Genomic DNA, 20,492 nt, shown 5'->3' with positions numbered 1-20,492 from the left:
GCTGCCGGTCGGTAAAGACTTATTTAACTTAAAGATTCATCATCAGGATCGCCATGGGGATCAAGCAGGTAGCTTCCTTCGCCCCGGTTTAGGTAATCGACATATTGCGGACTTCGAACGATAAACACTTCGGAAGCATCGATATTGGTTGCAACGAAATTTTCATACACTTCTACAAATCCGCCTTGATCATCGCCATTCTCGATATCCATCTCGTTATAGCTGTCAATGTCGTTTCCTTCCGCCATTGCAGGCGTGTTGGAGGTGCCCCAGCTTTCGACGATCTGCCAAGCATCCTCGCCATCAAAAGCCGCATATTCATGTTCATCCATACTGGATTTTCCAAAAGCGGGCGCAAGAACCTCTTCCTCAATCGGACGATTGTAGGACAAGTTCTCGCGAGGAGTGTCTGATACGCAATATTGCGTATCAGGGAGAGCTTCCAGCCGTTCGTATGGAATGGGTTGACCGCAGGTCAGGCAAACACCGTAGCGTCCGTGATGAATGGCTTCAAGAGAGAAAATGACACGCTGCAGCTCAAGATCTACCCTGTCCTGTAGGGCGAGGTCTTTTTCCCGCTCATACAGCTCCGTAGCCAGATCACCGGGGTGATTATCGATATGCGATAACTCGCCGGTCGAATCCCTCTCGGATTCCCCCAGCCCATGTTGGTCGTTATATACCATGCGCCGTTCAAGCTCAACCTTTTGATCCATCAGCTTTTGTTGCAAATTATTGAGTTGCTCCTGAGTTAGATGCGACATGTCAGGCTCCTTTCATGGTCCGAAGTTGACCTTCTGGTTCATATGTATAGAGTGCACCCATTGAGATGGTTTTACTGACGGAAAATGTTCTCGCCACTGGACAGGAATGGACGGTTTCTGAGCCGCTGTGCTACAATAAGACGAGTTACTGACCGATCAGCGAAGTACATCGCCTGATTGGAGAAGACAAGAACGGAGTGACATAAACAAGTGGTGTATTATTTGATTGCATTTGTTTTATTTCTTATCGATCAGGGAACCAAGTACTTGATTGCCTCGAAGCTGGAGCTTTATGAACAGATCCCTGTGATCGGAGACTTTTTCCTGATTACCTCGAGCCGAAACCGGGGAGCCGCGTTTGGCATACTGCAGGATCAATTATGGTTCTTCATTGTGGTGACGCTAATCGTTGTGGGCGGGATTGTCTGGTACCTGCGGAAAGTATCGAAAGAAGGACGTAAGCTGCTGCCTACGGCCCTTGCGCTTGTACTTGGCGGGGCAGTTGGAAACTTCATCGATCGTTTGGTGATGGGAGAGGTTGTCGATTTCCTGCAATTTAATTTTGGCAGCTACACATTCCCGATTTTTAATATTGCCGATTCTTGTATCGTCATCGGTGTGGGATTGATCATATTGGATACGCTTCTGGAAGGAAGACGCGAGAAGATAAAGACAACAAGTGAAGTTTCTGGCACAGAAGGGAATGAATAATGTTGCAAGAAGGTATGGATACAGATACGGAATGGACAGGCGAAACGGGGCACGAATCCGAAACCTATGAGTGGACGGTGGATGCAGAATCTGCCAAAACCCGTATAGATAAATACATAACAGAGAATCTCGGTGAGGATATTTCCCGCTCCCAGGTGCAGTTATGGATTACCGATGGCCATGTCATCGTTAATGAAGGTCCGGTTAAGTCTAATTACAAAGTGAGTCAGGGTGACCGCATCCTGCTGAAGGTTCCTGAGCCATCAGCAGTAGAGATTATTCCGGAGGACATCCCGCTAGAGATCGCGTTTGAAGATGCAGACGTCATTGTTGTGAACAAGCCAAGAGGGATGGTAGTTCATCCAGCTCCTGGTCATTCCTCGGGCACTCTTGTGAACGCATTAATGTTTCACTGCAAGGATTTGTCAGGCATCAACGGCGAACTCCGGCCTGGCATCGTGCATCGGATTGACAAGGATACAACCGGTCTGATTATGGCAGCGAAGAATGATAAAGCTCATGCTTCTCTTGCGGCTCAGTTGAAGGATCACAGCGTGAACCGTCGTTATCTGGCTTTGGTTCATGGCAATATGACTCATGATCAAGGGACCGTTGACGCGCCAATCGGACGGGATGCGCATGATCGTAAATTGTATACGGTCACGGACCGGAACAGCAAGCATGCGGTAACCCATTTTACCGTTATAGAACGTTTCGGTGATTACACTCTTCTGGAGCTGAAGCTGGAGACTGGGCGTACGCATCAAATCCGCGTGCATATGAAGTATATCGGCCATCCTCTCGTGGGGGATCCCGTATACGGCAAGAGCAAGGGCATAAAATTGGACGGCCAAGCCCTTCACGCAGCCGTTCTGGGTTTTGTCCACCCTTCGAGTGGTGAGTATATGGAGTATTCAGCGCCGTTGCCAAGTGATATGGAAGAATTGTTGACGATTCTAAGGGGCCGCTAGCGGTTCCTTTTCGCATTTATATGTTTTTTTGGGGTCCCCGCAAAGTATATGGAGTAAGCATCGAAGCATAGGCTCCACTTTGTGGGGCTATTTTTCTTGCCATTTTATCCATGGATATGTTATAGTGACGATAACTTTGATGAAGGAGGTGAGCAGGATGAATATCGAGATGGTTAACAACCGTATTAGCCAGCTGCCTTTAGCTATGGCTGGCATTGTTCATGCATTTCTCTACAACGGGAGAGGTCTGTCCAATATTAACAATACGGTTTGTACCATCGCGAGAAGTCACCTGCCTGCCTATACGGATTAAGCCTATTCAGGCTTACTATTCTTAAGGGTCCGCGGAGCTTGCTCTGTGGGCCCTTTTTGCGTTTGCAGTCCGGGTCTTCTCCCTAATCTATACGCTTTTGCGAACAGGTTGAATGTTCGCAGCTTACAGGAGGATACCTAGAATGAATATAATCAATGTACAGAAACTGACGCAATACCACGGTGCTCATCTGGTGCTGGACCAGATATCGTTTGAAATACAGGAAGGCGAGAAGGTTGCGCTAATCGGAAGGAACGGCAGCGGAAAGTCGACGCTGATGCGCCTGCTTGCCGGTTTGGATCAGCCCAACGAAGGGCAGCTGGCTATAAAGAAGGGGGCAAAAATCGGATATTTGGAGCAGATTCCGAGCCATATGGATACCTGGACAGTGCTGGATGTATTGTCACAGGGGTTGAGTCACTTGAAGGATTACCGAGCGGAAATGACGGAGCTTGAGGAAAAAATGAGTGACCCGGATATCGCTGGAAATGCGGAATTGCTCGATCGAGTGCTGCGGAAATACGCAGCGCTTCAGGAACGGTTTGAAACCGAGGGCGGTTATGAGCTGGAAGCGAGCATCGACAAAATCGCTTCCGGGCTGCAAATACCCAAGAGCGAGTACGGACTGGCCTTTGGCTCGTTGTCCGGTGGAGAACAAACCCGTGTCGCGCTGGCATCGCAGCTGATTGTACAGCCGGATTTGCTCTTGCTTGATGAACCGACCAACCATCTGGATTTGGCACGTACGGAATGGCTGGAGGAATTCTTACGCGAATATCCGGGAACTTGCGTCTTAATCTCTCACGACCGATATTTTCTGGATCGGGTCGTGTCCAAAACGATTGAGCTTGAAGATGGCGAAGCTTTTACTGCCCATGGTGGCTACACCGCGTTCATGAAAGATAAGGAAGAGCGTTTGCTGCGGCAGTTTGCAGACTATCAGGAGCAGCAGAAAGTAATCAAGAAGATGAAAGAATCCATCAAGCAGCTAGAAGAGTTCGGCCGGATTGGCGGCAATGAGAAGTTTTTCAAGCGCGCGGCTTCCATGAGACGGGCGCTGGAGAGGATGGAGCGGGTTCAGAGACCCGTGCTGGAACGAAGACAGGCTGATTTTGAACTGAATCCTCAGGATCGTTCCGGTCGCCGCGTGGCATACTTTGAGCAAGTTGAGGTTTCCTATGGGAATCAGGCAGTGCTGAGGGGAGCATCCGGTCTAATCGAATTCGGCGAGAAAATTACGCTGATGGGCTCAAACGGCAGCGGGAAAACAACGCTGTTCAAAGTGCTGTTAGGCGTGTTGACACCTGATTCCGGTACGCTTGAATGGGGTTCGCGTGTCGATGTAGGTTACCTCGCTCAGCAGGAGGAACCGGACAATCCGAAGGAAACAGTGCTTCAATATTTCCGGGAGAAGGCCGGAGTTGAAGAGGGAGAAGCTCGAGGAATATTGGCAAGGTATCTGTTCTATGGTGCGGCCGTGTTCAGATCGGTAGGGCAGTTGTCCGGAGGGGAATGGACACGATTGAGACTCGCGCTGCTTATTCATCAGAAGCCGAACCTGCTGCTTCTGGATGAACCCACGAATCATCTGGATATTGCCTCCCGCGAAGCGTTGGAGGATGCACTGCAGGATTATGCGGGGACCGTTCTTGCCATTTCGCATGACCGTTATTTTGTAAATCAGGTGTCTCGCAAAGTGTGGGATTTGAATCAAGGGAAGCTGACCGTCTATCATGGCAATTATGACGAATTCCGGGATAAGAAAGACCGGCTTGAAGCGGCATTGCAGGCAAGGGAAGTATCAGCGGGCGTTGATGTTAGTCCCAAGCAGAAGGTGGCGCAGCAGCCTGAAACGGAGGATAGCCCTGCTCCGCTTTCCAAACGCGTAAAAGCGGATCGTTCTACCGCCGAAAGGTCCAAATGGTTAGAAGAGGAGATTGCTCGTATAGAGACCCGCATCCGGCAGCTTGACGGCTGGCTTGAAACGGAAGGCGATGATTTACACAAGGATACGGATCTCTCACTGCTTGAGCAGCGCTGGAACGAGCGGGAGTCGCTATCCACCAGTCGTGACGAGCTCCTTGCGGAATGGCTGGAGCTGACTTAAGCTCCGACCAGCCGAAAAAGTACAAATCATTTGATATATAATGCATGGCTCCAGTTGTGATTTTCCTGCATATTTAGGATGAGTATGAAAGCTAGAGTAGGAGATGAATACAAATCATGAGTATGGATAAATATCAGGAAACATACATTCAACAGAGCTTTGCCAACCGCATCGGCGGTGCTAATTATGGCAAAGATACAGCCATTTATAAATTCGAGAAGATCAAAAGAGCGAAGGCAGCTGCGAAGCAGGAACATCCTGGCACGGAGCTGATCGATATGGGGGTTGGCGAGCCGGATGAGATGGCGGATGCAGGCATCGTGGCGAAGCTGGCAGAAGAAGCGGCGAAGCGGGAAAACCGCGGCTATGCGGATAACGGAATTCCGGAGTTCAAGGAAGCGGCTGTTCGCTACTTGAAGAATGTATTTGGTGTCGAAGGCATCGATGGCGCTACAGAAGTTCTGCACTCCATCGGTTCCAAGCCGGCACTGGCCATGCTGCCGTCCTGTTTCATTAACCCTGGGGACATCACGATCATGACGGTTCCCGGATACCCTGTACTCGGTACGCATACCAAGTACTTGGGCGGCGAAGTTTATAATGTGGAGTTAAAAAAAGAGAATGGATTTCTGCCGGATCTCAGCTCGATCCCTGAGGACATTGCACGCCGTGCCAAACTGCTCTACCTGAACTATCCGAACAACCCGACGGGTGCCAGCGCAACGGTCGAGTTTTTCACCGAGGTTGTCGAGTGGGCCCGCAAGTATGGCGTTGTTGTTGTCCATGACGCTCCTTATGCAGCGCTCACTTACGATGGCTTGAAGCCACTCAGCTTTCTCTCCGTCCCCGGCGCGAAGGATGTTGGCGTAGAGCTTCACTCCCTGTCGAAGTCTTACAACATGACAGGATGGCGCATTGGTTTCATCGCCGGTAATCCGCTAGTGGTTAAAGCGTTTGGTGATGTGAAGGACAACAATGATTCCGGACAATTCATAGCTATTCAAAAAGCTGCCGCATACGGTCTGGACAATCCGCAAATTACGGAGAAGATCGCTGAGAAGTATTCCCGTCGCCACAACATGCTGGTAGACGTGTTGAACGGGCTTGGTTTTACGGCCGAGAAGCCGAAGGGTTCCTTCTTCCTGTATGTTGAAGCTCCAAAAGGCGTTAAAGGCGGACGTCGTTTTGAATCCGGCGAAGATTTCTCCCAATATCTGATTCGCGAGAAATTGATCTCCACCGTACCATGGGATGATGCGGGACACTTCGTACGTTTCTCCGTAACCTTTATTGCTGACGGCGAAGAAGAAGAGAAACGCGTCATTTCCGAAATTCGCAGAAGACTTAGCGATGTAGAATTTGAATTCTGATGAACACCATATAAACTCCACTTGGCACACGACATTATTCGACTTGATCGCTGTTGACATCTCCTGTAGGGTCTGTCATAATGAGAGCAATCGAATAGCACCTTTAAATCAGTCCCGTGAGGCTGGCAAGGTAACGTGAACCGAGGTTCATTAACAGGAGGCATGGCTCTGTCTGCGGATAGATGCTGCGCTTTCGACACTATCTCTATGAGATCAACTCCTTGTCCAGCCGGGCAAGGAGTTTTTTTGTGTGTAATGAACTCACGGATCGTCTGAACTAAAGAGGGCTAATCAAACGTTTATAAGGAGGACTTGAGGATGAACAACGAACAGCATGTGATTATGGACGAGACGGCCATCCGCCGCGCCCTAACGAGAATTGCCCATGAAATATTGGAAAAAAATAAAGGGATTGAGGACTGCGTCCTGGTCGGCATTCGCACACGCGGCGTGTTCCTGGCTCAGCGAATCGCTGAGCGAATGAATGAAATTGAAGGGACGCCCATTCCATGGGGGGAGATCGACGTGACTTCCTACCGCGATGACCGTGACAGCAAGGAAGCCACTGCAGAACGGGTGGAAGGAGCGAAGCGCAGTCTGGAACACCTGAATATTCATGACAAGAAAGTCATTTTGTTCGATGACGTGCTGTACACCGGACGGACGATTCGGGCTGCGATGGATGCGCTGATGGACTGTGGGCGGCCTAGAATGATACAGCTAGCGGTTTTGGCAGATCGCGGACATCGCGAACTGCCCATCCGGCCGGATTATATCGGTAAGAACGTTCCTACCTCCAAACATGAGGAGATTACGGTTGCATTAACCGAATTCGACGGCAAGGACGAAGTGACCATTAGCCAAAGAGAGGAACGATAATCATGACAACAGCCATTTCATTGAAAGAACGTAGCCTCTTAGGTTTGAAGGATATTAGCAGAGACGAGATTGGATCGATCCTGAGTCGGGCGTCATATTGGGAAGCACAGCCCGAGAAAGTGGTGCCGGTACTTAAATCGAAATTTGCGGTTAATATGTTCTTCGAGAACAGCACCAGAACGAGATTTTCGTTTGAAATGGCTGAGAAAAGACTTGGCGCCGAGGTGATGAACTTTGCAGCGGCAGCCTCCAGCGTCGAAAAGGGCGAGTCCATCTACGATACCGTAAGAACACTGGAATCCATGGGGATCGATGCCGGCGTCATCCGGCTGAAACCCTCTGGAGTGCTTCAGGAGCTTGGGGAGCGGATCTCGATCCCGCTAGTCAATGCGGGTGACGGCAACAACGAGCATCCTACCCAGGCGCTGCTCGATCTTTATACGATGAAGAAAAACTTCGGAGAGCTTAAAGGATTGACGGTATCCATTATCGGCGACATCAAGCATAGCCGGGTTGCGCGTTCGGACCTGTGGGCACTGCAGAAGTTCGGAGCCCATGTCCAATTCTGCGCACCGGAAACGATGCAGGCTCCGGAGCTAGCTCAGTATGCACCCTACGTATCGATGGAGAAGGCACTGAAGGCAGATGTGGTGATGATGCTGAGGGTTCAGTTGGAACGCCATAACGAAGGTGTATTCAAATCCAGCGCAGAATACCGGCAGCAATATGGTTTGACGGAAGAACGGGCGGCAAAGCTGTCGGAGCACACGATGATTATGCACCCGGCACCGGTGAACCGCAATGTTGAAATCGACGATGTGGTCGTGGAAAGTCCAAAATCGATGATATTCAAGCAGATGGCGAACGGAGTACCCATTCGCATGGCGGTTATGGAACGGGCGATGGGCTGATTCGAAAACGCGTAATACGGTGTATAGGATGAATAAATACTAATATTTATACACAAAAATGAATTTTTATTATACAATATACAAAGAAGCGAATGGTGCTTCTGCTGCGGAGGGAATCAAGATGCAAATGCAAGTGATAAAGAATGCCAAAGTGATCAATGAACGAGGACAGCTCGAAGATAAACATATCGTCATTGCAGACGGTTTGATTCAGTCGGTTGCAAGTGATATCGCAGCTTTGCCGGAAGTGGACGATAACGTTCAAATAATCGATGCCGAGGGCAAACTGGTCACACCGGGATTCATCGATATGCATGTGCACTTGAGAGAGCCGGGTTATGAGCACAAGGAAACGATCGAGAGTGGCAGCCGCTCGGCAGTGAAAGGCGGCTTTACAACCATCGCCTGCATGCCGAACACAAGACCAGTTACCGATTCGCCGGAAACGGTGAAGCTTGTGCTGGAAAAGGCTAGTGAAGCGGGTCTGGCCAAGGTTCTGCCTTACGCAGCCATTACGAAAAACGAGCTGGGCCGCGAACTGACGGATTTTGAGGCCTTGAAGGCAGCAGGTGCGATCGGCTTTACGGATGACGGCGTTGGTGTGCAGAACGCACAGATGATGAAAGATGCCATGAACAAAGCGAAAGCGCTGGGCATGCCGGTCATTGCTCATTGCGAGGATGACTCGCTGGTGAAAGGGGCTTGCGTGACGGAAGGCAAGTTCGCTCAGAAGCACGGCCTGAAAGGAATACCCAATGAGTCGGAAGCGATCCATGTCGGACGGGACATTCTGCTTACCGAGGCCACCGGCGTACATTACCACGTATGCCACGTGAGCACGGAGCAGTCCGTACGCTTGATCCGCCAAGCAAAAGCAATAGGCATCTCGGTAACGGCTGAAGTATGCCCGCACCATCTGGTTCTCTCTGACGAAGATATTCCTGGTCTGGACGCCAACTGGAAGATGAACCCGCCGCTGCGCACCCCGCGTGATGTGGAGGCTTGTATAGAAGGTCTGCTGGATGGAACGCTCGATATGATCGTAACAGACCATGCACCGCACAGCGCGGAAGAGAAGGCGAAAGGCATGGAGCTTGCACCATTCGGAATCGTGGGATTCGAAACAGCATTCCCGCTGCTCTATACCCAATTTGTCGCCACAGGCCAATGGGATCTCGGCTTGCTGGTGAAGCGGATGACCAGCGATCCGGCAAGAGTATTCGGTCTTGCAACGGGCGTGCTGGAAGCTGGTAAAGCAGCAGATCTGACCATGATTGATCTCGAAGCAGAGAAAGAAGTGAATCCGGAAGAGTTCGCAACGAAAGGCCGCAACACGCCATTTACAGGCTGGAAGCTGAAAGGCTGGCCTGTGATGACTTGGGTGGACGGCGAAGTGAAATGGTCGGAGCAGCACGGATTTTAAGTAACACTTAGGCAAAAGACTTATAAAATAAATTACACATAGATGACAGGAGTGATCGGGATGCAGGCAAGATTGTTACTGGAGGACGGAACGCTGTTCAGCGGAAAATCCTTTGGCGCGGATGCTGAAATGACCGGAGAGGTTGTTTTCAATACAGGGATTACAGGGTATCAAGAGGTGCTGAGCGACCCGTCTTACTGTGGACAGATCGTGACCATGACGTACCCTTTGATCGGAAATTACGGCATCACGCGGGATGACTTTGAATCCATTCGGCCGTTCGTCCACGGATTCGTTGTTCGTCGTCATGAGCCTGTTCCTAGCAACTGGCGAGCAGAATATAGTGTTGACAGCTTATTGAAGGAATACGGTATTCCAGGAATCAGCGAGATTGATACCCGGATGTTGACCCGGATTATTCGTCACTACGGTACGATGAAGGGGATTCTCACCACTTCCAACAAGCCGGTGGAAGAGCTTAAGGAGATGCTCGGTGACACGACGATCGCCGAACTCCGCAACCAGGTGGCAAAAACCTCTACGCCGCAAATGTTTACAAGCCCAGGCTCCAAAGAGCGGATCGTTCTGGTTGACTTCGGTGCAAAAAGCGGAATTCTGCGCGAACTGACTTCTCGCGGCTGCGACGTGATGGTCGTTCCGCATGACACGACGGCCGATGAAATCCGCAGACTTCACCCGGACGGCATTCAGTTGTCCAACGGCCCTGGGGACCCGAAAGACGTTCCATACGCGGTCGATATGGTCAAAGAACTGCTTGGCGAATATCCGATCTTCGGCATCTGCCTTGGCCACCAATTGTTTGCACTGGCTGCGGGCGCTGATACCGAGAAGCTGAAATTCGGCCACCGCGGCGGGAACCACCCGGTAAAAGAGCTTGCCAGCGGACGCTGCTACATCACTTCCCAGAATCATGGCTATACGGTAAATGAAGATTCCGTCAAAGGGACGGATCTGGAAGTTACACATATCAACAATAACGATAAAACGATTGAAGGCTTGAAGCACTCGAAATTCCCGGCCTTCTCCGTGCAATATCATCCTGAAGCTGCACCTGGTCCGCAAGACAGCAGCTATCTGTTCGATCAATTCCTTGAGATGATAAGAGACCATAAACAGAATGAAATCCGGAAACCGCGCCAAGCGGTTCTGGCCGCAGCCGTGAAAGGAGCTCATTAATATGCCTAAAAATGAAACACTCAAAAAAATTCTCGTCATCGGCTCCGGTCCGATTGTCATCGGGCAAGCAGCGGAATTTGACTACGCTGGAACCCAAGCCTGCCAAGCCTTGAAAGAAGAAGGTATCGAGGTTGTGCTGATTAACAGCAACCCGGCGACCATCATGACGGACACGAACATGGCGGATAAAGTATATATCGAGCCAATTACGCTCGAATTTGTTACACAGATCATCCGTCAAGAGCGTCCGGACGGATTGCTCCCGACGCTTGGAGGGCAAACGGGCCTGAATATGGCCGTTGAGCTTGCACGCGCTGGTATTTTGGAGCAGGAGAATGTGAAGCTGCTCGGAACGCAGCTGGAGTCCATCGAGAAAGCGGAAGACCGCGACTTGTTCCGTGAACTGATGCGTGAACTCGATCAGCCCGTACCGGAAAGCACGATTGTAACGACGTTGGAAGAGGCGCTTGACTTCGCAAATGAGATTGGTTATCCGCTGATCGTGCGCCCGGCATATACTTTGGGCGGCACCGGCGGCGGTATCTGCGCAACCGAAGAGGAACTTCGTGAAACAGTCAGCTCGGGACTTCGTTACAGCCCGATCACGCAATGTTTGGTCGAGAAGAGCATCGCAGGTATGAAAGAAGTCGAGTATGAGGTTATGCGCGACGCGAACGACAACTGCATCGTGGTATGTAACATGGAGAACTTTGATCCGGTCGGCGTTCATACCGGTGACAGCATCGTCGTGGCACCAAGCCAGACCCTGTCCGATCGCGAGTATCAAATGCTCAGATCCGCTTCGCTGAAAATCATCCGCGCCTTGAACATTGAGGGCGGTTGTAACGTGCAATTCGCGCTGGATCCTAACAGCTATCAATATTATGTCATCGAGGTAAACCCTCGGGTCAGCCGCTCTTCTGCCCTTGCTTCCAAGGCAACGGGCTACCCGATCGCGAAGATGGCAGCAAAAATTGCGATGGGTTACACCCTGGACGAGATTGTCAACCCGGTAACGGGACAGACTTATGCTTGCTTTGAGCCTACGCTGGACTATATTGTCAGCAAAATTCCACGCTGGCCATTCGACAAGTTCATCCACGCAAACCGGAAGCTGGGAACTCAGATGAAGGCAACCGGCGAAGTGATGGCGATTGGCCGCACCTTCGAAGAGTCGATCCATAAAGCGGTTCGCTCTCTGGAGATCGGCGTGCACCGCCTTTACTTGAAGGGCGCTAATGAGCTGAGCGATGAAGTGCTCCAGGAGCGTCTGATCAAAGCCGACGATGAGCGGATGTTCCTGATTGCAGAAGCGTTCCGCCGGGGATATGGACTCCAGCAGATTCAGGACCTGACGAAGATCGACTGGTGGTTCCTGGACAAGATCGAGCGCCTGATCCAATATGAAGATCATATTCGCAGCGAAGCGTCACTGACTTACGAAACGCTGTACGAAGCGAAGCGACTCGGCTTTACGGATCGTGCCATAGCCGAGCTGCGCGCGGAAGGCAAGGCCAGCACGCACACAACCGAGGAGTCGATCGGATTCCTGCGTCGCGAGCATGGATTGCGTCCGGTTTACAAAATGGTGGATACTTGCGCCGCTGAGTTTGAAGCAACGACGCCGTACTACTACTCGACGTACGAAACGGAGAACGAAGTCATCGAATCCGCCAAGGAGAAGGTCATCGTACTGGGCTCCGGACCGATCCGGATCGGTCAAGGGATCGAGTTCGACTACTCCACGGTGCACGCTGTATGGGCGATCCAAAAAGCGGGATACGAAGCGGTTATCATTAACAACAACCCGGAGACTGTCTCCACTGACTTTAATACGTCGGACCGTCTCTATTTCGAACCGCTCTTCCTCGAAGATGTCATGAACGTCATCGAGCAGGAGAAACCGATCGGTGTCATCGTACAGTTTGGCGGGCAGACCGCAATTAACCTTGCTGAGCCGCTCAGCAAAGCGGGCGTGAAGATTCTGGGTACCAGCTTGGAAAGCATTGACGAAGCCGAGGACCGTAAAAAATTCGAAGCGCTTCTGTCCAGACTTGAGATTGCCCAACCGAAAGGCAAAACTGTAATTTCGGTTGATGATGCTGTAGAAACTGCGCAATCGCTGGGTTATCCTGTTCTGGTAAGACCATCTTATGTACTCGGTGGACGCGCGATGGAGATTGTATACTCCGACAGCGAGCTGCTGAGCTACATGAAAGAGGCGGTTAAGATCAACCCGGATCATCCGGTTCTGATCGACCGTTACATGATGGGTAAAGAAGTGGAAGTAGACGCGATCTGCGATGGCGATACGGTGCTGATTCCAGGCATCATGGAACATGTAGAACGCGCGGGCGTTCACTCCGGTGACTCCATTGCGGTATATCCTCCACAGTACTTGTCCCAGGACCTGAAAGACAAGATTGCCGAAATTACGATCAAAATTGCCAAAGAGCTGAATACACGCGGACTTGTTAACATCCAGTTCGTTATCTATAAAAATGAAGTGTACGTGATCGAAGTGAATCCGCGTTCTTCCCGGACGGTTCCGTTCCTGAGCAAGGTTACAGGTATCCCGATGGCAAACCTGGCAACACAGGCGATCATGGGCAGCAAACTGAAGGATCTGGGATACGAGGAAGGCATGTGGCCGGAAAGCGAGCATGTATCGGTTAAAGTACCGGTCTTCTCCTTTGCTAAACTTCGCCGCGTTGAGCCTACACTTGGACCAGAAATGAAATCCACCGGTGAGGTTATGGGCCGTGACGTGAAGTATGCCAAAGCGCTGTACAAAGGTCTGATCGGTGCAGGCATGAAAATTCCTTCAACGGGTGCGATCATCGCTACCATCGCAGATAAAGATAAAGCTGAAGCTGCAGCACTTCTGAAAGGCTTCCATAAGCTTGGTTATAAAATTATCGCCACAGGCGGCACGGCTGCAGCATTGAAAGAAGCGGGTCTTAACGTGACCACCATTCATAAGCTGTCCGAGGGAACGCCGAACATTCTGGATATGATCCGCACAGGTGAAGCGAATTTCGTCTTCAACACATTGACCAAGGGTAAAACGCCGCAGCGTGACGGATTCCGAATTCGCCGTGAAGCGGTAGAAAACGGTGTGGTATGTATGACCTCGCTCGATACGGTACGTGAGCTTCTGACGATGCTGGAGACCATCAACTTCTCCTCTGAAGCGATGCCGGTTTAATCGAGAAGGAGGGATATAGATGAACGCCAGCTACAATGAAATGGCGGGCCGCCTGATGGTGGCCCTGGATTACCCGGATGCCGAGCGTGCGAAAGCATTAGTGCAGCAGCTGGAGGGGATCCCGTGTTATATGAAGGTCGGTATGCAGCTGTTCTACGCTGCCGGTCCCGATTTTGTTAAAGAATTGAAAGCAAAAGGCTATTCCGTGTTCCTGGATGTGAAGATGCATGATATTCCGAACACGGTAAAAGGCGGGTCGGATAGCGTAACGCGGCTGGGTGTGGACATGTTTAATGTCCATGCCAGCGGCGGCGCTCTCATGATGCAGGCGGCAAAAGCCGGGGCGGAGGCCGCAGTGGCGGACACCCCGGGTCTTGCCATGCCTACGATTATTGCGGTAACCCAGTTGACTAGTACGAGTCAGAATGTCATGAATAACGAAATCGGTATCCCGGGTTTGGTGGAGGATGCGGTCGTACGTTATGCGAAGCTGGCTCAGCAAGCGGGGTTGCATGGCGTCGTCGCTTCATCGCTTGAAGTGGAGGCCATTCGATCCGCATGCGGGGAAGCGTTTAAGACCGTTATACCGGGTATCCGTCCGGCCGGTGCGGATATCGGAGACCAGGCTCGGGTCCTTACACCAGGAGAAGCCATCCGCAAGGGCAGTCATTATCTGGTTGTCGGCCGTCCCATTACGGAATCCCCGAGCCCGAGACAAGCTGCAGAACAGATTATTGAGGAGATGATTCAAGCATGAGTACACTCGCGAATATTCCACATCAGATCGCATCTTATTTGCTGAAGATTGAGGCCGTTTCCCTTAGACCTCACCAGCCGTTTACATGGACGTCGGGAATTAAGTCCCCGATCTACTGTGACAATCGCTTGACGATGTCTTATCCCGAGATTCGCGACTACATTGCTGAATCGTTCGCAGCCGTCATCCGGGAGCAATATCCGGAGGCCGAGGCCATTGCCGGTACGGCCACAGCCGGGATTCCACACGCGGCATTTGTATCTCAGAAGATGAACCTGCCCATGTCCTATATTCGGGACAAAGCAAAGGGTCATGGCAAGGAAAACCTGATCGAAGGCTTGATCAAGCCCGGTCAGAAGGTGGTTGTGATCGAGGATCTGATCTCGACGGGCGGCAGCTCGCTCAAAGCGGTGCAAGCGGTCAAGGATGCAGGGGCAGAGCCGCTGGCGGTACTGGCCATATTCAGCTATCAGCTGGATAAAGCGGTACAAGCCTTCGCCGAAGCTGAGATTCCGCTGCAAAGCTTGTCCAACTACGGTGCGCTGATTGATGTAGCTTTATCCGAGAATCGGATTCAGGAACAAGATGTGGAGCTTCTTCAATCTTGGAGATCGAATCCAACTTCCTTTGGCGTGTAAACAACGTATACCAGCTAAGATTATCAGGCTGTCGTCTTTGTGAGTTATCGCAGAGCGACAGCTTTTTTTATTATAATGAGGCTAAGACAATCCATGGTGGGTGCCGGGTTGACAGCGGCAGGCTGGATCGTTACATTAGGACTGTACGCGGCTGGTAGCCAGCCAGCGGTGTCCTCATGCTGATATAGAAGGGATATAGTCTAACAGATGAATGCTAAGAAAGAAGCAGTGCTTGAAGCCGGGAAGCGGTTGTTTTTAGAGCAGGGGATTTTACAGACGAGTATGGAGCAGATTGCCGAAGCGGTCCCCGTTTCCAAGATGACGATTTATAACTACTATCAGAGCAAAGAGGGTTTACTGGATCATGTCGTGGACCAGATGGTCGACGAGCTCATGGCGATTTACCGCGATATGATGGACCAGGCAAAAGACCCGCTTGAGGCGTTAACCGTCTTCTACAGGGATCAGCACAAATTTTCAGCGTTTGTATCGCAGAAATTTGTGGCGGATCTGGCCAAATTCCCGGAGCAGATGGACAAGCTGATTCAATTCAACCAGAAATTCGTTGTTCCGGAATTTGAAATGCTGATCTTTAAAGGCCAGCAGCTTGGACAGATACGGAAAGACATCTCTCCCCAGATATTGGTCGCGTTCCTTACTTTTATCAAGGAATTTACAGCCCGGAACGAATGGTACCATGGTCTGGGGAGCCTGAACGTGGTCAGTGAACAACTGATGACGATTCTTTATCACGGTATTATCCAGCAGGAGGATCTGTCTAATCTAACATGAGTACAAGAACATTCCAGAGGTGATTTCGACCCGGGAATGTTTTTTTTGTGAAATTTCACTGCTCAATTGGTTTGAAAATCGGCTAATTTGGGAATATGTTCCTATAAATTTAGGGCCACGACTTGGTAGAGGGCAAGGAGATGTCTCACCTATAATAGTATTGATAACCTCAGATTTTAACACAAAATAGGTGGGGCTGACCGTAAGGAGGAGAGGTCTTTGGGAATTCCGTCCAGGATTCAACTGACCGGCAAACAATTCTTTGTATTAACCGGCATTGTCGGTGTGCGGGCTGTCATTGGGTTAGAGGACCCTTTTCGCGGAACGTTGACCGAGGAGATGCCCGCAGAAGTGGCCAAGATCGAGCAGGAGCTGCAGGAGAAAGGCTTGATTGATACGGCGGATAACGAGCCCGTACTTGTGCAGGAACTGCTGGAATACATAGAAGTATGCAGCCGGACCCTGTTAACGATACATATGAGAGTGTCCGGTTCCGACGAAGGGCAGAAGGAGTGTTTCATTTATTACAGTTCAAGTATGGTGGTAAAGGCCGATATTGAAAGCGGACCTGACGGTGCGAGAGTCTATGTGCTGGAAGCGCTGGGAACCCCTTCGGAGGCTTGGCTAAAAATCATCAATCATCTGCAGCTGGAGGATAGGAAGAACCGTGATACAGCTTCTTTGACTATGCCTAAAGGCTGGTTCCAGCAATGGATGAGTGCCGAGCAAGGGGAGCAGGAGCCACGGAAGTACTTGCTCGCCCAAGGCTACCCTGAATCGGTTGTCTCCGCCTTGGCCGATTGTGTCAGCCATCCGGAGAGATATGCTACCTTTACCGCGTACTATTGTCCGAATCTGAACTGCCGAATGCAGGGAATCGAATTGTTGAGAGGACAGCACTCCAATTGGCTGATTCGCAATGAAGGCGAACAGGATCAAATTTGGGGCGCCACGGTAACGGAAATCATTCGGGAGCTTGGTGCGGTCATTGAGCGCATTAAGTGAGAAAGGGCGGCATCATGCTAGCCGGATGGTTCAAATAAGGGGCGTGTCAAGATGAGCACAAAGATTTCAGAGGAAGAACAGTTTCATTTCCGGCTAATCCCTGCCGAGCAGATTCGGGGCGGCATTGGCCGGAGTTGAATCCATCGGGTATGGGCTAAGCTCGGCAGCGGTGATGCTTCTGCTCCTCCTCGTTTTTTATGCATGTCATTTCAGAGCACTGCAGCAAGGTACCTACCAGTCCATGGAGCGCAAAGGCGGCGTTGGAAAAGCGGGTAAAGCGGCCCTGCTGTTTGCAGCTATCGGTTACACCGGGTATTACATGGTGGTTGCGGTAACCGGCGATCTCGGCGGGTTTGTGATGGGTATGGCGGCCTTTTCCGTTCTGTTAATTCTCGGTCTGTACATGGCTTTTGTTTTCATTCATCGGTATAGGTTCATTCAGAACAATATGGATAAGCTGAAAGCTCATTATCCCTTACTGGGATTGCCGAAGGAGCAGCCGAACGCCGGGAAGGGTATGTTAGCCCGGAGTTTGCCTACATCTTTAATCATGAGGGTATCCCCCAAGGCCTGCGCCCCGCTGCGGCAGACATTCGAAGCGGGACGGCGTATGGCTGATTGTATTTTTATCGGGAGTTCGCAAAGAAGTTTGTTGGATTTCGGTTTTTTTGTGGAAGTTTGGATATAATATGACAGCATTACATTATCATTCGGGTAAGGAGTCGCATAGGATGAACTGGGTATATTACGGAAAGCTGTATACAAGCAAATTTCAGGCGGGCTGCTTCGCTAAACGTTTGGAGCAGGATGGCTGGCTGTTCGGGTACCATGATCCGCGGATGGTGGAGGTTTACCGTTCCAAAAAGGGTCGCTATGGCGTGCGGTTTATGCCTTGAGAAAATCCCATTAAAACAGCACTTGACTTGTTGTAGGGAAATGGTGTATATTTATTCTTGTCGCTGTTTGATACAGCATTGACGCGGGGTGGAGCAGTTCGGTAGCTCGTCGGGCTCATAACCCGAAGGCCGCAGGTTCAAATCCTGCCCCCGCAACCAATTTTTAAACGATGTATGTATGACGTCCTTATGTTTATGTGTACATGTATGTTCAGGGCCCTTAGCTCAGTTGGTTAGAGCGGTCGGCTCATAACCGACTGGTCGGGGGTTCGAGTCCCTCAGGGCCCACTTTATCGAAAACCCTTGCGATGCAAGGGTTTTTTGCTGTTTATAGGGCTGTTATGCAGAGAAAAATATTATGGTAAAAATGCAGGAAACTTCGATTTGCTAACGCATTTGCTAACGGCAGCTATTTATCCACAGGATCTAGCGTCTTTTCAGAGTATTATTAAGCTCTGCTTCAATCCTATCGACGGCTTCTTGGGCTTAATATAACCGCCGTTGGGGTAGAGCATACGAGATCATTATTCTCATACCCATCACCGTACTCAAATTTGTGCTTCTGAATCTGCTCATAGCGCTCCTGAAGGTCGTCTAAGATAAACTGGAATAGTTTTACCCTACGGGTTGAATCATTCGTCTTAGGGCGCTGTATGACCAGTCCTGAACGGGTCCAGTTGGCTGTTTGAGTAACAAGCAGCTCCTTACGTTCAAAATCGACATCCTTCCAGTGGAGACCCAGAATCTCACCACGACGCATGCCGGTGTAAATTGCGAGCGAGAATACAATATAGTGAATATGACCTTTCGATGATTTTAGAAACTGGTTGAATTCTTCAACAGACCAGAACTTCATTTCCTTTTGTTCGTTCTCTTCCGGAATGGATGCAGCAGACAGAATCTGATACTTCTGATCCAGCTGAAGCCGAGCCTCGTGAAATGAGCTTTGAAGGTGATGATCAAGAGCCTGCACCTGCAGAGAACGATACTACTGTTGCTGAGGAAAGCCCAAATTCCAACGATGAAGAGATCAGTAAGGAAGCACTGGAACAGTTTATCCTGAAAGAACGCCCTTCTTTCGAAAATATCCCGTTGGATTTCCCAGACGGCTTTGCAGGCATTATAGAACATTCAGTACAAGATAGCTTCTATTCTCTTTGCTGGCGTCGGTGGCGCTATAGCCGGTATTGAATTTATAAAGGACAAAGCCTTAATAGAAAGAGAAAGGGATATGTTTTCTCCGTATCCCTTTCTCAGCCATTAGATCATATGAAGAATGGAAGCAAGAATATAGAACTAATGGGAAAAGGGATACGGCGCTGCAAGAAACGACGACGAGGGAAAAAGCCAGGATGGAAACCGAATTGTCTGTAGGTTGATTCCTGTGCGGGCATCCCACGCATTTCCTCAATCATTTCATTAGTTGGAACAGCAAGAGTGACATACTCATTATCGACATGAGTAATAAATCCATCATAAGAGTGACCATCAGTTGTATTAATTCCAACGTATTGATTCATCAGTCTCCAACATAATTGTTTATAATCAGTTTCCATAGTTACCTCCTTAGGTAAATGTAATACAACACCAGTCTATGGACTATAACCTGAACTGCTCACGACACTTGCCTAATATCAAATTTATGGGCAAATAAAAAATCGTTAACTTTACAACCAATCAATAGGGAGAGACGAGATGCGTACGGATATGACCCGGAAGTAGAAGTACAGTACCAGGGCACGACCTGGACATTTCAAAGAAGTCGGTTGAAGAATTAGAAGACTATGGGAAGCTATTGGAGAGCATGTTCGACATCGTTTTAACGAAGATGCTTACGCGGACAAGGATGATATTTAAAAAATCAAATGAATTACATGGAATGAAAAAGACCCCCACATCCTTGGCCGGGGCGGGGATCAATCGGTAATATATTCCTCTCAATAATTATATCACAAAGGGGATTGAGGGGAATGGCGATGGCGTGGGGACGAGGTGAGCTCTTTCCAAAAGCAAATGAAGCGGAAATCCAGCGCACAAAATTCCTGCTTGGAAAATATAAAGAGATGACAATGCTCATGCAGGATTTTGAAAAATTCGAAGAAGATTTAAAGCAAGTGGCCATTGACGGCGAAGTTGTTCGTCGCATCGATCAGGAGGATCTGCATGCTGATAAGACGGCCAATGCGACTATTCTGATTGAGAAGCAGCGTTGGGTATACCAGAGATATCAGTTTTATACTCATCAAATACGCAGAGCGTTCAGTTTGATTCAGGATATAGAGGCAAATAAGGCGATCGATTACAGGTATATGCAGGGCTACTCTTATAAGGAGACCTTGCTGTTCTTCCGGCATGGCCTAGCAATAGCACTATTCGTCGTAAGATATCTGAGGGCACTGAAAGCATAGCGAATAGTTTAAGCTGATGGGGTTTTTCGAGCAAGATGATGCAGAATTTTGAAAGCAAACAAAAAGCGGCAAACTAAGATGTCAAAAAAAGTCTTAGTCGGCCGCATTTTATTGAATTAATGTTCTACATTTGACAGATTCT

At 49.9% G+C, this 20,492-nt stretch carries 21 protein-coding genes and 2 tRNA genes; 20 read left to right on the top strand and 3 right to left on the bottom strand.

What is annotated here, in order from left to right:
- Nucleotides 1-23 precede the first annotated feature (23 nt).
- Nucleotides 24-764, bottom strand: a complete 741-nt coding sequence (locus ABEW73_RS13675) for a TraR/DksA C4-type zinc finger protein (protein ID WP_430171231.1) — start codon at nucleotides 762-764, stop codon at nucleotides 24-26.
- Between the two features lie 210 nt (nucleotides 765-974).
- Between ABEW73_RS13675 and lspA the strand changes: the two genes are divergently transcribed.
- From lspA to ABEW73_RS13585, 18 genes are all read left to right on the top strand, one after another.
- Nucleotides 975-1,475 (top strand): signal peptidase II, encoded by a 501-nt coding sequence (gene lspA / locus ABEW73_RS13670; RefSeq protein ID WP_430171229.1) that lies wholly within the window; start codon nucleotides 975-977, stop codon nucleotides 1,473-1,475.
- Entirely contained in the window at nucleotides 1,475-2,446 is a 972-nt protein-coding gene (locus ABEW73_RS13665; protein ID WP_430171227.1) for an RluA family pseudouridine synthase, read from the top strand. Before lspA ends, ABEW73_RS13665 begins: the two co-directional genes overlap by 1 nt.
- Nucleotides 2,447-2,603: 157 nt before the next feature.
- Complete coding sequence (locus ABEW73_RS13660; RefSeq protein WP_430171225.1) at nucleotides 2,604-2,759, top strand: RAxF-45 family protein; 156 nt, start codon at nucleotides 2,604-2,606, stop codon at nucleotides 2,757-2,759.
- 142 nt (nucleotides 2,760-2,901) lie between these two features.
- Nucleotides 2,902-4,866 (top strand): ribosomal protection-like ABC-F family protein, encoded by a 1,965-nt coding sequence (abc-f, locus tag ABEW73_RS13655; RefSeq protein WP_430171223.1) that lies wholly within the window; start codon nucleotides 2,902-2,904, stop codon nucleotides 4,864-4,866.
- A gap of 116 nt (nucleotides 4,867-4,982) precedes the next feature.
- Nucleotides 4,983-6,236: an LL-diaminopimelate aminotransferase gene (locus ABEW73_RS13650; RefSeq protein WP_430171221.1), complete on the top strand. Its 1,254-nt coding sequence runs from the start codon at nucleotides 4,983-4,985 to the stop codon at nucleotides 6,234-6,236.
- Between the two features lie 318 nt (nucleotides 6,237-6,554).
- Nucleotides 6,555-7,115, top strand: a complete 561-nt coding sequence (gene pyrR, locus ABEW73_RS13645; RefSeq protein WP_430171219.1) for a bifunctional pyr operon transcriptional regulator/uracil phosphoribosyltransferase PyrR — start codon at nucleotides 6,555-6,557, stop codon at nucleotides 7,113-7,115.
- A complete protein-coding gene (locus ABEW73_RS13640) occupies nucleotides 7,115-8,026 on the top strand; it encodes an aspartate carbamoyltransferase catalytic subunit (protein WP_430171266.1) in 912 nt (303 codons plus the stop codon). The genes pyrR and ABEW73_RS13640 overlap by 1 nt, the downstream gene beginning before the upstream one ends.
- A 121-nt stretch (nucleotides 8,027-8,147) precedes the next feature.
- Nucleotides 8,148-9,449, top strand: coding sequence for a dihydroorotase (locus ABEW73_RS13635; protein ID WP_430171217.1), 1,302 nt, complete (start codon nucleotides 8,148-8,150; stop codon nucleotides 9,447-9,449).
- A gap of 60 nt (nucleotides 9,450-9,509) precedes the next feature.
- On the top strand, nucleotides 9,510-10,646 hold the full coding sequence (locus ABEW73_RS13630; RefSeq protein ID WP_213645330.1) for a carbamoyl phosphate synthase small subunit: 1,137 nt from the start codon (nucleotides 9,510-9,512) through the stop codon (nucleotides 10,644-10,646).
- 1 nt (nucleotide 10,647) lies between these two features.
- The gene (carB, locus tag ABEW73_RS13625; RefSeq protein WP_430171215.1) at nucleotides 10,648-13,854 is read left to right on the top strand and encodes a carbamoyl-phosphate synthase large subunit; all 3,207 of its coding nucleotides are present in this window, start codon (nucleotides 10,648-10,650) and stop codon (nucleotides 13,852-13,854) included.
- 19 nt (nucleotides 13,855-13,873) lie between these two features.
- Nucleotides 13,874-14,611 (top strand): orotidine-5'-phosphate decarboxylase, encoded by a 738-nt coding sequence (gene pyrF, locus ABEW73_RS13620; protein WP_430171213.1) that lies wholly within the window; start codon nucleotides 13,874-13,876, stop codon nucleotides 14,609-14,611.
- Complete coding sequence (gene pyrE / locus ABEW73_RS13615) at nucleotides 14,608-15,249, top strand: orotate phosphoribosyltransferase (protein ID WP_430171211.1); 642 nt, start codon at nucleotides 14,608-14,610, stop codon at nucleotides 15,247-15,249. Before pyrF ends, pyrE begins: the two co-directional genes overlap by 4 nt.
- A gap of 207 nt (nucleotides 15,250-15,456) precedes the next feature.
- Nucleotides 15,457-16,041, top strand: a complete 585-nt coding sequence (locus ABEW73_RS13610) for a TetR/AcrR family transcriptional regulator (RefSeq protein WP_430171209.1) — start codon at nucleotides 15,457-15,459, stop codon at nucleotides 16,039-16,041.
- A 219-nt stretch (nucleotides 16,042-16,260) separates the two neighbouring features.
- On the top strand, nucleotides 16,261-17,046 hold the full coding sequence (locus tag ABEW73_RS13605; RefSeq protein WP_430171207.1) for a hypothetical protein: 786 nt from the start codon (nucleotides 16,261-16,263) through the stop codon (nucleotides 17,044-17,046).
- A gap of 124 nt (nucleotides 17,047-17,170) precedes the next feature.
- Nucleotides 17,171-17,734 carry a hypothetical protein gene (locus ABEW73_RS13600; protein ID WP_430171205.1) on the top strand — a complete coding sequence of 188 codons (564 nt, stop codon included), beginning with the start codon at nucleotides 17,171-17,173 and terminating at the stop codon, nucleotides 17,732-17,734.
- A gap of 43 nt (nucleotides 17,735-17,777) precedes the next feature.
- Entirely contained in the window at nucleotides 17,778-17,942 is a 165-nt protein-coding gene (locus ABEW73_RS13595; protein WP_164817394.1) for a hypothetical protein, read from the top strand.
- An 82-nt stretch (nucleotides 17,943-18,024) separates the two neighbouring features.
- Nucleotides 18,025-18,101: transfer RNA gene (locus tag ABEW73_RS13590), tRNA-Met, on the top strand.
- Nucleotides 18,102-18,156: 55 nt separating this feature from the next.
- A tRNA-Ile gene (locus ABEW73_RS13585) sits at nucleotides 18,157-18,230 on the top strand.
- Nucleotides 18,231-18,408: 178 nt separating this feature from the next.
- Here the strand turns inward: ABEW73_RS13585 and ABEW73_RS13580 are convergent.
- A complete protein-coding gene (locus tag ABEW73_RS13580) occupies nucleotides 18,409-18,798 on the bottom strand; it encodes a site-specific integrase (protein WP_430171203.1) in 390 nt (129 codons plus the stop codon).
- A 29-nt stretch (nucleotides 18,799-18,827) separates the two neighbouring features.
- Between ABEW73_RS13580 and ABEW73_RS13575 the strand changes: the two genes are divergently transcribed.
- Nucleotides 18,828-19,133 carry a hypothetical protein gene (locus ABEW73_RS13575; RefSeq protein ID WP_430171201.1) on the top strand — a complete coding sequence of 102 codons (306 nt, stop codon included), beginning with the start codon at nucleotides 18,828-18,830 and terminating at the stop codon, nucleotides 19,131-19,133.
- A 74-nt stretch (nucleotides 19,134-19,207) separates the two neighbouring features.
- Here ABEW73_RS13575 and ABEW73_RS13570 read toward each other — a convergent pair whose 3' ends face one another.
- A complete protein-coding gene (locus ABEW73_RS13570; protein ID WP_430171199.1) occupies nucleotides 19,208-19,498 on the bottom strand; it encodes a phosphatidylinositol kinase in 291 nt (96 codons plus the stop codon).
- Nucleotides 19,499-19,912: 414 nt separating this feature from the next.
- Between ABEW73_RS13570 and ABEW73_RS13565 the strand changes: the two genes are divergently transcribed.
- The gene (locus tag ABEW73_RS13565; RefSeq protein ID WP_430171197.1) at nucleotides 19,913-20,350 is read left to right on the top strand and encodes a hypothetical protein; all 438 of its coding nucleotides are present in this window, start codon (nucleotides 19,913-19,915) and stop codon (nucleotides 20,348-20,350) included.
- Nucleotides 20,351-20,492: the final 142 nt, after the last annotated feature.

Source organism: Paenibacillus lautus, assembly GCF_050482385.1.
Lineage (GTDB): Bacteria > Bacillota > Bacilli > Paenibacillales > Paenibacillaceae > Paenibacillus_AQ > Paenibacillus_AQ lautus_B.
The sequence above is the reverse complement of the archived record's forward strand: the minus strand, read 5'-3'. Positions and strand labels throughout refer to the sequence as shown.

Bases quoted from the DNA above. Each gene is read 5' to 3' on its own strand.
- ABEW73_RS13675 (WP_430171231.1), bottom strand. From the start codon at position 764: ATGTCGCATCTAACTCAGGAGCAACTCAATAATTTGCAACAAAAGCTG.
- ABEW73_RS13665 (WP_430171227.1), top strand. From the start codon at position 1,475: ATGTTGCAAGAAGGTATGGATACAGATACGGAATGGACAGGCGAAACG.
- ABEW73_RS13660 (WP_430171225.1), top strand. From the start codon at position 2,604: ATGAATATCGAGATGGTTAACAACCGTATTAGCCAGCTGCCTTTAGCT.
- abc-f (WP_430171223.1), top strand. From the start codon at position 2,902: ATGAATATAATCAATGTACAGAAACTGACGCAATACCACGGTGCTCAT.
- ABEW73_RS13650 (WP_430171221.1), top strand. From the start codon at position 4,983: ATGAGTATGGATAAATATCAGGAAACATACATTCAACAGAGCTTTGCC.
- pyrR (WP_430171219.1), top strand. From the start codon at position 6,555: ATGAACAACGAACAGCATGTGATTATGGACGAGACGGCCATCCGCCGC.
- ABEW73_RS13635 (WP_430171217.1), top strand. From the start codon at position 8,148: ATGCAAATGCAAGTGATAAAGAATGCCAAAGTGATCAATGAACGAGGA.
- ABEW73_RS13630 (WP_213645330.1), top strand. From the start codon at position 9,510: ATGCAGGCAAGATTGTTACTGGAGGACGGAACGCTGTTCAGCGGAAAA.
- carB (WP_430171215.1), top strand. From the start codon at position 10,648: ATGCCTAAAAATGAAACACTCAAAAAAATTCTCGTCATCGGCTCCGGT.
- pyrF (WP_430171213.1), top strand. From the start codon at position 13,874: ATGAACGCCAGCTACAATGAAATGGCGGGCCGCCTGATGGTGGCCCTG.
- pyrE (WP_430171211.1), top strand. From the start codon at position 14,608: ATGAGTACACTCGCGAATATTCCACATCAGATCGCATCTTATTTGCTG.
- ABEW73_RS13610 (WP_430171209.1), top strand. From the start codon at position 15,457: ATGAATGCTAAGAAAGAAGCAGTGCTTGAAGCCGGGAAGCGGTTGTTT.
- ABEW73_RS13595 (WP_164817394.1), top strand. From the start codon at position 17,778: ATGAACTGGGTATATTACGGAAAGCTGTATACAAGCAAATTTCAGGCG.
- ABEW73_RS13580 (WP_430171203.1), bottom strand. From the start codon at position 18,798: ATGAAGTTCTGGTCTGTTGAAGAATTCAACCAGTTTCTAAAATCATCG.
- ABEW73_RS13575 (WP_430171201.1), top strand. From the start codon at position 18,828: ATGCAGCAGACAGAATCTGATACTTCTGATCCAGCTGAAGCCGAGCCT.
- ABEW73_RS13570 (WP_430171199.1), bottom strand. From the start codon at position 19,498: ATGGAAACTGATTATAAACAATTATGTTGGAGACTGATGAATCAATAC.
- ABEW73_RS13565 (WP_430171197.1), top strand. From the start codon at position 19,913: ATGGCGATGGCGTGGGGACGAGGTGAGCTCTTTCCAAAAGCAAATGAA.